The sequence below is a fragment of the Phaeobacter sp. genome, from assembly GCF_022825805.1.
Lineage (GTDB): Bacteria > Pseudomonadota > Alphaproteobacteria > Rhodobacterales > Rhodobacteraceae > Phaeobacter.
This window is the reverse complement of the sequence record NZ_JAJDWC010000048.1, coordinates 1-12,339: the sequence shown is the minus strand read 5'-3', so window position 1 is coordinate 12,339 and position 12,339 is coordinate 1. Positions and strand designations below refer to the sequence as shown.

At 59.8% G+C, this 12,339-nt stretch carries 10 protein-coding genes, 1 tRNA gene and 1 pseudogene; 5 read left to right on the top strand and 7 right to left on the bottom strand.

What is annotated here, in order from left to right:
* Positions 1–169: 169 nt before the first annotated feature.
* From Q0C28_RS05415 to Q0C28_RS05405, 3 genes are all read right to left on the bottom strand, one after another.
* Positions 170–1,444, bottom strand: coding sequence for a glycerophosphodiester phosphodiesterase family protein (locus Q0C28_RS05415; protein WP_293573633.1), 1,275 nt, complete (start codon positions 1,442–1,444; stop codon positions 170–172).
* A 97-nt stretch (positions 1,445–1,541) separates the two neighbouring features.
* Positions 1,542–2,093 carry a sugar O-acetyltransferase gene (locus tag Q0C28_RS05410; protein WP_293573632.1) on the bottom strand — a complete coding sequence of 184 codons (552 nt, stop codon included), beginning with the start codon at positions 2,091–2,093 and terminating at the stop codon, positions 1,542–1,544.
* Positions 2,094–2,120: 27 nt separating this feature from the next.
* Complete coding sequence (locus tag Q0C28_RS05405; protein ID WP_293573631.1) at positions 2,121–2,483, bottom strand: SUF system Fe-S cluster assembly protein; 363 nt, start codon at positions 2,481–2,483, stop codon at positions 2,121–2,123.
* Between the two features lie 414 nt (positions 2,484–2,897).
* On the opposite strand from Q0C28_RS05405, the gene Q0C28_RS05400 reads away from it, so the two are divergent.
* Complete coding sequence (locus Q0C28_RS05400; protein ID WP_293573630.1) at positions 2,898–4,325, top strand: Hint domain-containing protein; 1,428 nt, start codon at positions 2,898–2,900, stop codon at positions 4,323–4,325.
* A 215-nt stretch (positions 4,326–4,540) separates the two neighbouring features.
* On the opposite strand, the gene Q0C28_RS05395 is transcribed toward Q0C28_RS05400, so the two are convergent.
* Together Q0C28_RS05395 and Q0C28_RS05390 are read right to left on the bottom strand one after the other, a co-directional pair.
* Positions 4,541–4,819 (bottom strand): hypothetical protein, encoded by a 279-nt coding sequence (locus Q0C28_RS05395; protein ID WP_293573629.1) that lies wholly within the window; start codon positions 4,817–4,819, stop codon positions 4,541–4,543.
* Positions 4,816–5,709 (bottom strand): SPFH domain-containing protein, encoded by an 894-nt coding sequence (locus tag Q0C28_RS05390; RefSeq protein WP_293573628.1) that lies wholly within the window; start codon positions 5,707–5,709, stop codon positions 4,816–4,818. Before Q0C28_RS05390 ends, Q0C28_RS05395 begins: the two co-directional genes overlap by 4 nt.
* A 464-nt stretch (positions 5,710–6,173) precedes the next feature.
* On the opposite strand from Q0C28_RS05390, the gene tgt reads away from it, so the two are divergent.
* From tgt to lon, 3 genes are all read left to right on the top strand, one after another.
* Positions 6,174–7,304 (top strand): tRNA guanosine(34) transglycosylase Tgt, encoded by a 1,131-nt coding sequence (gene tgt / locus Q0C28_RS05385; protein WP_293573627.1) that lies wholly within the window; start codon positions 6,174–6,176, stop codon positions 7,302–7,304.
* 181 nt (positions 7,305–7,485) lie between these two features.
* A complete protein-coding gene (locus Q0C28_RS05380; RefSeq protein ID WP_293573626.1) occupies positions 7,486–7,665 on the top strand; it encodes a hypothetical protein in 180 nt (59 codons plus the stop codon).
* A gap of 382 nt (positions 7,666–8,047) precedes the next feature.
* Positions 8,048–10,459, top strand: a complete 2,412-nt coding sequence (gene lon / locus Q0C28_RS05375) for an endopeptidase La (RefSeq protein WP_293573625.1) — start codon at positions 8,048–8,050, stop codon at positions 10,457–10,459.
* Positions 10,460–10,889: 430 nt separating this feature from the next.
* On the opposite strand, the gene Q0C28_RS05370 is transcribed toward lon, so the two are convergent.
* Together Q0C28_RS05370 and Q0C28_RS05365 are read right to left on the bottom strand one after the other, a co-directional pair.
* Positions 10,890–10,964: transfer RNA gene (locus tag Q0C28_RS05370), tRNA-Val, on the bottom strand.
* Positions 10,965–11,104: 140 nt separating this feature from the next.
* Positions 11,105–11,560, bottom strand: a complete 456-nt coding sequence (locus tag Q0C28_RS05365) for an Lrp/AsnC family transcriptional regulator (protein ID WP_293573624.1) — start codon at positions 11,558–11,560, stop codon at positions 11,105–11,107.
* Positions 11,561–11,685: 125 nt separating this feature from the next.
* Between Q0C28_RS05365 and Q0C28_RS05360 the strand changes: the two are divergent.
* Positions 11,686–12,165 (top strand): annotated as a pseudogene (locus Q0C28_RS05360) (Glu/Leu/Phe/Val dehydrogenase dimerization domain-containing protein); the annotation flags it as partial.
* Positions 12,166–12,339: the final 174 nt, after the last annotated feature.

The following is a 12,339-nucleotide window of genomic DNA, read 5'->3' as shown; positions in this document are numbered from 1 at the left end:
CGCTTCGACGCGTGCGAACGCAGCAGCCCAAATCTCCAGTCGCCTACGGCTCGTTCCGATTTGGGCTGCTGCGGTACTAACTGAAGCGGACAATTGGCATGTTACCTACACCGGACAATTCAGAATGTTCTCGACAGGGGGCGCGTAGGACCTGTGACAGCGACGACTGTCACAGTCCCATGCAATTGGCATAATAAGTGACGGTGGCGGGCCAGTCGGAGAAGACGCCAACAACGCCCACATCCTGCGCCAGCACGTCGAGCACCTGGTAAGTGGCGGCATCAGAGGTCACCAGCGGTGCGATGGATTGATAATACCAGCCGCCGCCATTCTGCAGCGGGCCGGAACGTTCCAGCGTCCAGGTGATGATGTTCAGCCCTGCCTCACGGGCCTTGATTGCATAGGGGGAGGGCGCCATCTGGCCGTCTTTCAGCGTCAGCAGCATCCAGATGGGCGGGGCGATGTAGTTGACGCCCATCGCTTTCAGCTCGGCCATGCTGGGGCGGAAGCTGGCAGGATCCATCGGGTCCAGCTTGCCTTCGTCGTCGTCGTGGCGGGCAAAGCGGTCATCGAGATAGACCGCCTGTTTGCCAAAGTCCGGTGTATGTTCGATCCAGTATTTGATGTCGCTGAGGTCAAAGCTCTGCACCCTGACATCCTTTGGCGGGATGCCTGCCTCGACATAGGCGTCGATCAGTTTCTGGGCATAGTCCTCGCGGGTCATCCCGTTGAAGGGCATCTGCACAGCGGGCGCCTTGAGCTCGGGGGTGAATTTCACCCCCAGATCGCGAAAGAGCGCAAGGCTGTCGGCATGGGTCATCAGCGTGGCGCCGGTTCCATAAAGTGTGCTGCGCCAGGGGGCGAGGCCCTGCTGATAGGCGCTGGGGGTGGTGGCCTTGGGGTCGCGGCTGTCGAATTTCGGAGTGAGGCGCTGGAATTCGGCGAGTGTGAGGTCGCTTGTGCGGCATTCGGCGCTGGCGGGGGTGCTGTCGGTTGCCGGTTCAAAGCCCTTGTGGCAGCGGTCGGCAAGATCCGTGGTCAGGATGTTGGTGGTGGTGTGCAAGTCGTTTTGGGCATGCCGGCAGACCAGTTCGAGATCCTTGGTAAAGGTGACGTCGCATTCCAGGATGCCCGCGCCCATGCGCGCGGCGGCTGTGTTGCTTTGGACGGTGTGTTCGGGAAACATCAGCGGGGCGCCACGGTGGGCGATGGAGAAGTCCGTTCTCTGCGGGGGTTGGCCCGCGCAGCTCTGCAGTTTGGTCTTCAACGCCCCCTCGGGGAGGGCATCCACCAGATAGGCCGGGCGCTGGCCGTAGCTGAGGGCGATTGACGTGCTGTCTGCGGCCGCGGTCTGGGGCAGCTGTGTGAGCGCCACAAGGGCGAGGGACAGGCTGATGGGCAGGTTGCAGGAAAGGCTTCTATTGGAAAACAAGCGGCGCGGCACGCGGGCAATCTCCTGCTCTTGGGGGCGCGAGGCAAAGGCAGCGCGCGTCTGAAATGGTCTGAACCGAAATTTGGCACTGAAACGGCCCGTGCGGCAGTCAGCTTGCAGTCCCGGTCGGACCTGTGGCGATTGGGCGGGCGGGGTTGCCCGCAACAGTTGCCCCTGCGGTGACGTCGCGGGTGACAATCGCGCCTGCGCCGACGGTGGCGCCATCTCCGATTGTCACGCCTGGCAGGATGATGGCCCCGCCGCCGATCCAGACCCGCGCACCAACGGTGATGGGGCGGCCAAATTCCCGTCCCGAAGCGCGCGCGGCAGGGTCGCGGGGATGGTCTGCGGTGAGGATCTGGACATAGGGGCCGATTTCGCTGCCATCGCCGATACGGATTTCGCACACATCAAGCAGCACGCAGCCGAAGTTCATGAACACGCCACGCCCCAAGTGGATGTTGCGGCCGTAATCCACATAGAGCGGTGCGCGCAGTTCGCAGGGGCTGCCATAGCTGCCGATCAACTGGTCCAGCAGGCTGTGGCGCAATTTGACCTCGGCGTCGATGGTCGCGTTATAGGCGCGCATCACTTGCTGGGCATTGGTGCGATCTGCCACCAATTCAGGGTCGCTCGCGTCATAGAGCGCCCCCGATAGCATCTTTTGTTTTTCGCTGAGCGCCACGGCCTACATGAAGCCGAGTTCGAGGCGGGCCTCATCGGACATCATATCCATGCCCCAGGGTGGCTCCCATGTCAGTTCGACATCGCAGCTCTTGACGCCGGGCACCGGGCTTACGGCATCGATGATCCAACCGGGCATTTCGCCTGCGACCGGGCAGCCGGGGGCGGTGAGGGTCATGATCACCTTCACATCATTGTCTGCGGTGATGTCGATTGTGTAGATCAGACCCAATTCGTAGATATTCACCGGGATTTCCGGATCATAGATCGTGCGGCAGGCTTCTACGACCGGTTCGTAGAGCGGATGGTCTATGGACGAAGGGGCGATCAGCGGTGCGCCTTCGAGCGGTTCGGATGCGTCGGACATTTGGGCCTCGGTTCGTGGTCTTCCCTGTATATAGGCATGCGCTGATCACGGGTCCAGTGGGGATCGGTTTTCCAACGGCCTGTCATCGGGTGGTTTTTTGCGGGGCGCGCGCCAACTGGTGGGGCTGTGGGGCCTTTGGTGCTTGGGGTGGCGGGCAGACCGGGGGTGATGGTGTCGTTCTTCACGTTGATTTGCATCACCTTTTGCGCAATTTCATTAGCTTTGACGCTGTGCTAACGTAACGATGGAGCAGCGGTGGCCGGGAGCGGGCAGGCTGCGATCCGGGCCGTGCTGGACAAATCTGGGCCGTGCCGGATAAACTTGGGCGCGGGCCCACAACCAACCGGGGCTGACCCGGTCAAATTTCGGGTGCCAGGCGCGGTTGGCCGCATTGGTGTCCACATGAGGCGCAGCATGGCGATTGGCGAAGCAGGCAGCATCACAACCAATTCTCCCACCGAGAACCAGCTGATCACCATTGATCTGGAAGAGCCGCTGACCAACCCGGTGTTTGCGCTGAGTGCCACCAACAACGGCGGCAACCAATTCGTGCTGCGGGTGGTGGATCAGACGCTGGACAGCGATGGCAACACCACGTCGTTCAGTTTCATCATCGAAGAGTGGGAATATCACGACGGCGCACACCCCGCGACCGAGACGATCAACTGGCTGGCGGTGGAGGAGGGGGTCCATACGCTGCCGGATGGGCGCATCATCGAAGCAGGCACCAGCTCCGTCTCCAGCACCGGGCAGAACACGGGCGGCTCTGCCACATTCAATGGGGGGTTCACCGATCCGCCGGTGGTGCTGACCTCGGTGATGTCGAACAACGACACCACGACCGTCGACAGCGATCCCAGCAATATCACCGCCAGCGGGTTTGACCTGACCCTGCAGGAGGAAGAGGCGCAGGACGGGGTGCACGGCGCCGAAACCATCGGTTGGGTTGCGATTGAACCCGGTGGGGATGCCACATCGGGAACGGCGTCGTCATCGGACAGCGTGGATGAAAACACCGATGTTCTGGGCCTTGGCGCCACCTTTGGCACATCGGTTGTGTTGGCTGAGACCCAGACCATCAACGGCGGTGACACGGCCACGGTTGTGATCGACGGGCAGACCAACAGCACTGTCGGGGTGTTTGTCGAAGAAGAGCAATCCGCCAACGATGAGGTGAACCACGTCAATGAAACCGTGGGCATCGTGGCCTTTGAGGATGGGCTGATCCCCTGTTTCACCCATGGCACCGAGATCGACACGCCGAGCGGCGCCATACCGGTTGAGCGGTTGCAGATTGGTGATCTGGTCAACACCGTGGATCATGGGCCACGCGCCATCCGTTGGATCGGCAGATGCCATTTGGGCGCGACAGAGCTGGCGCGCCAGCCGCAGCTGCGGCCCGTGCGGATCATGGCGCGCGCCCTGGGGCAGGGTTTGCCGCGGCGCGATCTGTGGGTGTCGCGCCAGCATCGCATGTATGTGTCGTCCAAAGTGGCGCAGCGCATGTTCGGGCAGCAGGAAATCCTGGTCGCAGCCATCAAGCTGACGGCGCTGCCAGGCATCTATGTCGATGAAACCGTGAAAGAGGTGATCTATACCCATCTGCTGCTGGACGATCACGAGTTGCTGGTGGTGGAAGGGGCCAAGACCGAGAGCCTGTATTTGGGGGCCGAAGCGCGCAAGGCGTTGTCACCTGCGGCGCGGGAGGAGATTGCCGCTTTGTTCCCGGCGCTAAAGGCCCAGCCGCTGCATGAAGAGACCGCCCGGCTGACACCGCAGGGGCGGCGGCAGAAACAATTGATCAGTCGGCATCGCAAGAACAACGTTGCGGCCCTGATGTAAGGGGATCGCGTTCCTGTGGGGGTGCATGTCTTTTGGCCCTGGATCTCTGGGCGACAGATCCGTGGAAACTGGGACTGGACAGCAAAACACCCGGCGCGGGAATGCCGGGTGCGGAAGGTGCAGATGTGTATGGTCAGGATCTGCCAATCCGTGCTGGCCAATCAGCGCCAAAGGATCAGAGCGGCGTGGACCGCGGGCTGTTCCTTGGATGCCGATCAGTCGTTGATGTCGTGATCGAAGGTTTTCACCTGACCCGCTGGCCCACGGAAGGTGCGTCGCAGAAGCAGCCAAGCCACCAGTGAAAGCGCGGCAAAGATCATCAACAGGACCGGCAGAGTCAGGCTGGCCGATGGCAGCACCAGCAGGATCAGCGCAGTGGCCAGCGCGCCAAGGGCAAAGCCGAGGAACAGAAAGCCCGCCACCAGCAGCTCAACAATGCCAAAGACGATGGCGAGCGCGATCCAGACCCACCACAGATCCAAAAGCGCCATCATTTGCCCGCGCCTTTCAGCATGTTGAAGGCATTGCCAAAGGCTTCAAGAGCGTTGGCGGGCACCAGAATGGTCTGCTTGCCATCGCCCGCACCCAGAGCGTTCAGGGCTTCCACCTGTTTCAGGGCGACCTGGTATTGCGCGGCCTCCAGCCCGTTTTCGGCAATGGCCTTGGCCACAACACCGGTTGCGTAGGCTTCGGCGTCGGCCTCGATCCGGCGGGCTTTGGCGGTTTGCTCGGCAGCGTAGAGTTCGGCGTCAGCGGCCAGTTCGACGGCGCGTTTCTGGCCCTCGGCCTCGGTGACCTGGGCGCGGCGGGCGCGTTCGGCGTTCAACTGCTGCAGCATCGCGTCGCGGGTGGCCTGGTCCAGATTGACGTCAAGGATTTCGGCGCGCGTGACCTCGATCCCCCAGTCATCAACGGCGCTTTCGACCATGGTCTGGATCTGGCTGATCAGTTGCGCGCGATTGGACTGCACCTCGTCGAGATCCATTTTGCCGATTTCGGCACGCACGATACCGGCCACTGTGGTGGCAATCGCCCCGTCGACATCGCGGATCCGGTAGACGGTCTTTTCCGGCTCCAGAATGCGGTAGAACACGGAGGTGTCGATCTGCACCAGCACGTTGTCCTTGGTGATGGCGTCCTGCGTGGCGTTGGGCAACTGGCGTTCGAGAATGGACACTTTGTGCGCCACGGAGTCCAGCAGTGGCACAATGAAGTTGATGCCGGGGCCCAGAACCGATTTCAGGCGGCCAAAGCGTTCGACCACAAATTTCTGCGATTGCGGCACGATGCGCACGCCCTTCAGGATCAAGATGATGATGAAGACGGTGGCGAGCAGGAATACGATGTTTTGTGTGATCAGATTGAGAATGAACGCTTCTGTCATAACTGCGGATGTCCTTTATAAATGTATGCTATGGTATACAACCTGGGGATCCTCACGTGAATTTTCAAGATGGTGAAGGATCGTGCCTGGACAGCATCTGAGCGGCATCTAGGCGCGCAGGGGCGGCAAAGGCAAGCAAAACAGCCCAACGGCGACCCTAAGATACACTCGGGGCGCACTTGTGGCACACGCGGGATGCAGCTGATTTGTTCCACAGGTCCCCAGATCGGGGCGGATGGTTATGTATCATGATACAGAGAGCGTCGTTTACAGAGAGCGCCATCTACAGTGAGTAACACTGGGCGCAGGCTTGCGACTTGTCAAAACGGGCGGGATCAGGCACATCCGGCGCGCTGTGGCGCCGATGCAAGGCTGCGGCAGGACTGGCTCAGGTGGTAGATGGGCCGAAGGTAGCAGAGCGCGCAGCCGCGGATCTGTCGGTATAGCGCAAGGATAGGAAAACCATGACGTCCAAAATCTCCTTCGAACTCAACGCAACTGATGGCGCGGCGCGCACCGGGGTGATCTCCACACCACGCGGCGAGATCCGGACGCCTGCTTTCATGCCTGTGGGCACGGCCGCCACGGTGAAGGCGATGCTGCCCGAAAGTGTGCGTGCAACCGGTGCCGATATCCTGTTGGGCAATACCTATCATCTGATGCTGCGCCCCACCGCTGAGCGCATCGATCGGCTGGGTGGTTTGCACAAGTTCATGAACTGGGAGCGCCCGATCCTGACGGACAGCGGCGGTTTTCAGGTGATGTCGCTGGCGGGCCTGCGCAAGCTGACCGAGAAAGGCGTGACCTTCAAGAGCCATATCGATGGCTCCAAACATGAGCTGACACCGGAGCGGTCGATGGAAATCCAGCGTCTGCTGGGGTCCGATATCGTGATGTGTTTCGATGAATGCCCCGCGCTGCCTGCGGATCGCGATCGCATTGCCGAAAGCATGCGCCTGTCGATGCGCTGGGCAGAACGCTCTCGCGAGGCGTTTGGCGATCGTCCGGGCCACGCGTTGTTCGGCATCATGCAGGGCGGGCTGGAGCCGGACCTGCGCGAAGAGAGCGCCGAGGCGTTGAAAAAGATCGGTTTTGATGGCTATGCGGTTGGCGGGCTTGCGGTGGGCGAGGGGCATGAGGCGATGTTCGGCTGCCTGGATTATGCGCCGGGATACCTGCCACAGGACAAGCCCCGTTACCTTATGGGTGTTGGTAAGCCTGATGACATCGTGGGCGCCGTGGCGCGTGGGATCGACATGATGGACTGCGTGCTGCCGTCGCGGTCTGGGCGCACCGGTCAGGCGTTCACGCGCTATGGCGTGGTGAACATCAAGAACGCCCGCCACCAGGAAGACCCGCGCCCGCTGGATGAAAACTGCAGCTGTCCTGCCTGTTCCAGCTATTCACGGGCCTATCTGCATCATGTGTTCCGCTCCAACGAGATGATTTCCGGGATGCTGCTAACCTGGCACAACCTCCATTATTTCCAGGAGATCATGCAGGGCATGCGCGATGCCATTGCAGAAGGGCGGTTTGCGGCCTGGCAAAAGACCTTTCATGATGACCGCGCACAGGGCGATATCGAGCCGCTGTGAGGGGGTAGGGCTGTTTGTGATTGCCACCATTTGGTGATGATCGCTGGTCGGCGGCGCCCATTGCGATCTGCTTTAGAAAAACTTGAGCAAATGTTCACCGCCAGAGCAGATCGCAGACACCTTTGTGCCCCAATTGCGGTGTCATTTCAGTCTCATCACGAGTTTAGATTGGGATTTGACTATGACACCGAACAAGACCATGGGCGCGGAAATTGAGACCAGCTCAACCGGGTTGGCGCATTGTTCGCTATTGATTGTTCTGGCAACCGGCGTGGCGCTGATGGCGTTGGTGGGCGATGCATCGACCGCAGCACCGGATCCAACGGCGTTGTCGCATATCGCGACTGAGCCCGGATTTTAAAGCTGGGTGTTGAGCCTGCGTCTGGCGCGCTATTTCTGACGGCCTTGGCGGGGGCGCCGGGCCAACGGGTTTTCGGTGCGGGGAAACGCACAGAGACGGGCTGTTGACCGCCCGACAACAACACAAAGACGTGTACAGCGGCCTTTGGTGAGGATTTTCTGCAAGGGGCGGCCGATTTGCGGCAGCCCCTTCATTATTTGGGAACCTTCTGACGATTTGATGGCTTGTGGTCCGCAGGCACAGAAGGCAATGTGGCGCCAACCCTGAGGCACAGCGGTTGAAATACCCCCACCGCTGCACCAGATTACAAATCCGAAGAGGAGACGTGCCACAGCTGCCGGTAACCGGGGCAGGAACGTCTTGCCAAACCAAAGGACCGAGTATGCAAGAGCCACTCAATTCATCCTATCCCGTCTTGCCCCTGCGCGACATTGTGGTGTTCCCCCATATGATCGTGCCGCTGTTTGTCGGTCGGGACAAATCGGTGCGTGCCCTGGAAGAGGTGATGACCGACGACAAGCAGATCCTGCTGTCCAGTCAGATCGACCCCAGCGATGATGATCCAAAATCCGAAGGCATCTATCAGACCGGCGTGCTGGCCAATGTGCTGCAGCTGCTGAAATTGCCGGATGGCACCGTCAAGGTGCTGGTCGAAGGTCACGCGCGGGTAAAAATCACCGAGTACCTCGAGAACGACAGCTTCTTTGAGGCGCGGGCAGAGTATCTGAACGAAATTCCGGGCGATGTCACCACCGTCGAAGCGCTGCTGCGCACCGTTGGTGATGAGTTCGAGCGCTATGCCAAAGTGCGCAAGAACATCCCCGAAGAGGCGCTGTCGGCGGTCGGCGAAACCACCGAGCCTGCGAAACTGGCGGATCTCGTGGCGGGCCATCTGGGCATCGAGGTAGACCGCAAGCAGGAGCTGCTGGAGACCCTGTCGGTGTCCGAACGTCTGGAGAAGGTCTATGGCCTGATGCAGGGCGAGTTGTCGGTTCTGCAGGTCGAAAAGAAGATCAAGACGCGCGTCAAATCGCAGATGGAGAAGACCCAGCGCGAATATTACCTGAATGAGCAGATGAAGGCCATTCAGAAGGAACTGGGTGACAGCGAGGACGGCTCCAACGAAGTTGCTGAGCTGGAAGCGAAGATCACGGAAACCAAACTGTCCAAGGAAGCGCGCGAAAAGGCCGAGGGCGAGCTGAAGAAGCTCAAGAACATGTCGCCCATGTCCGCTGAGGCGACCGTTGTGCGCAATTACCTCGACTGGATCCTGGCGCTGCCGTGGGGCACCAAATCCCGCGTCAAAAAGGATCTGAGCCGGGCCCAGGACATTCTGGATGCCGACCACTATGGGTTGGAGAAGGTCAAGGAACGCATCGTCGAATATCTCGCGGTGCAGCAGCGCTCTGCGAAGCTGAAAGGCCCGATCCTGTGCCTTGTTGGCCCTCCGGGTGTTGGTAAGACCTCGCTGGGTAAATCCGTGGCCAAGGCAACGGGGCGTGAATTCATCCGCATTTCGCTGGGCGGCGTGCGTGATGAAAGCGAGATCCGCGGCCACCGCCGGACTTACATCGGGTCCATGCCCGGTAAGATCATTCAGGCGCTGAAAAAGGCAAAAACCACCAATCCGCTGATCTTGCTCGATGAAATCGACAAGATGGGGCAGGATTTCCGTGGTGACCCGGCCTCTGCGATGCTGGAAGTGCTGGATCCGGAACAGAACGCGACCTTCATGGACCACTATCTTGAGGTGGAATATGACCTCTCGAACGTGATGTTCCTGACCACTTCGAACAGCTACAACATGCCTGGGCCTCTGCTGGACCGGATGGAGATCATCCCGCTGTCTGGTTACACCGAGGACGAAAAGCGTGAGATCGCGAAGCAGCACCTGATTTCCAAGCAGGTGAAGAACCATGGTCTGAAGGCCAAGGAGTTTGAGCTGACCGATGAGGCGCTGACCGAGGTGATCCGCACCTACACCCGCGAGGCGGGCGTGCGGAACCTGGAGCGTGAAATCGCCAAAGTGGCGCGCAAATCGCTGACCAAGATCGTCAAGAAAGAAGCCGAAAGCGTGACCGTGACGGCGGACAATCTGGATGATTTCCTTGGCGTGGCCAAATACCGCTATGGTCTTGCTGAAAAAGAGGATCAGGTGGGGGTCGTCACTGGCCTTGCCTATACCTCGGTTGGGGGTGAGCTGCTGAGCATCGAAGCCCTGCGCCTGCCAGGCAAGGGTCGGATGAAGACCACGGGTAAGCTCGGCGATGTGATGAAGGAATCGATCGAAGCGGCGTCCAGCTATGTCCGTTCGGTGTCGCCGCAGTTGGGGGTGAAACCACCCAAGTTCGACAAGGTCGACATCCACGTCCACGTGCCCGATGGCGCCACGCCCAAAGATGGCCCAAGTGCGGGTCTGGCGATGGTCACAGCGATTGTGTCGGTGTTGACTGGCATTCCGGTGCGCAAGGACATTGCCATGACCGGCGAGGTGACATTGCGTGGCAATGCCACTGCCATCGGTGGTCTGAAAGAAAAGCTGCTGGCCGCATTGCGCGGGGGGATCACCACCGTGCTGATCCCGCAGGAAAACGAAAAGGACCTGCCGGATATCCCGGACAACGTGAAAGAGGGGCTGGAGATCATTCCTGTCAGCCACGTGTCCGAGGTGCTGAAACATGCGCTGGTGTCTCAGCCTGAGCCCATCGAATGGGATGAGGCCGCGGAAGAGGCCGCTGCGGCAGCCAAGGCGGCGCTGGCCAGTGATGACGCTGCTGGAGCGATCGCTCACTGATCGCTGGTGCAGCACCTGCGGCGCTGTGATGGCTTGGGCCTGTGATGGCGAGAGCGAGAACAGAACAGCAAAAACAGAAAAGCAGGCGTCCCATGTTTGGGGCGCCTTTTCCATGTCCCGCAAGTCGCGCGTGGGCAGAGTTGTTTGGTCGGGGGCGCTGGTCTACAGGTGACCCGGGGTATTGCGGTTTTGTTGACTGAAGCGGGGAGAGCAGGGCTGCGGCGCCGGTGAAAGGACCACCTGATTGCGGATCAGCCAGATCCGTTGTGAACGGGGCCTGATGTCATCTCGGTGAAGTGCAGATTTGAACGCAATGCGGACGGGGGCGTCTGGGTTCTGATGTCGACTTGTGGGAATGGGTTTGCCACCAGCAATAGGGGCCTACGAACGTATCAGTTCGTCAACTGCATCAGGTCTCTGCTGGGGAGAATGGTGGGTGATAAGAGATTTGAACTCCTGACATCTTCGATGTGAACGAAGCGCTCTACCACTGAGCTAATCACCCTTCGATTGCTGGTTTACAGATGGCGCGTGCGGGCTGCAAGAGGGTAGCCATAGTTTTTTGACATTCCCGAGTATCTAACCCGCTGATCGGTGCAGGGGATCCGAGTGACCGCGCAGTCGGGCCAAACGGGGCGCGGCCCACTATGCCAGGGGCAGCTGCGTGCGTTTGATCATCGTGCGCAACGTAAAGCTCGACCGGGTGTTGCGAATTCCGGAGACGCGCATCAGCCGCTCCTCCAGAAATCGATCAAAGTCGGTCAGGTCCTTGGCCACGACCCGTAGCAGAATATCCCGGCTGCCGGTCATCAGATAACATTCCATGACCTGATCAAACCGTCGAACCGCTGCCTCGAACGCTTGCAGCGCTTCTGTGGATTGGCGCTCCAGTTCGACGGCCACAAAGATGGTGACAGGCAGTCCCACCTCGGCCTGATCGACCCGCGCGCTATAGCCCGAAATGATCCCGCGATCCTCCAGATTGGCCACCCGCCGCGCACAGGGGGTCGCGGACAGACCAACGGTTTCGGCCAGGTCTGCGATTTTCATCCGGCCATTGGCCTGCAACGCGGTAAGGATGCGGCGATCCGTTTGATCCATGGTTTCCTCCAATATTGACGGCAATAATAGTGGAATTCGCTAAAATGAGAACCCGGTGCGCCATATTTTGGAGGAAAACGCCTGTACGGCTTTGATAAAGTCACGCCAAGGGAGGATCCAAATCCATGACGCTCACACTGACGCCGGTGCCCAGCACCAGCCACGAAGCCATCTACCGTGTGGAAGACAAAACTGTCGCCTTGCTCGGGTTTGTGGCCATTCATTCCACTCATTTTGGTCCGGCAGCGGGCGGGCTACGGATGCGGCCCTATGCGGATGTGCAGGACGCGTTGGAGGATGTGCAGCGGCTGTCAGAAGGCATGACCTATAAAAACGCGGCTGCAGGATTGGCCCTTGGCGGTGGTAAGGCCGTGATTGTTGGCGATCCTGCAAAGGACAAAACGCCAGAGCTGCTGCGCGCCTTTGGCCGGGCCATTGATCAGCTGCAGGGACGCTATATCACTGCCGAGGACATGGGGATGAGCCCTGCGGATATGGCCATTCTGGCTGAGGAAACGGCCTTTGTTGCGGGCCTGGCAGATGGTGATTTTGCCTCTGGCGATCCTTCTCCGATCACGGCGCGGGGTATTTTCAACGCCATCAAACTGACCTGGGCTCGCAAATCCGGAAACGCATCGCTCCCAAGTTCGACACTTCAGAACTATATTTGAGGTGCTTGTTTTTGGCGGGTGGTTTTATTTCAATGGGTTAGGGTTGATTAGTGGGTCTAATCCCCCAACTTTTGTCGTCACACGTATTGTTCGTATTCATCATTGCTT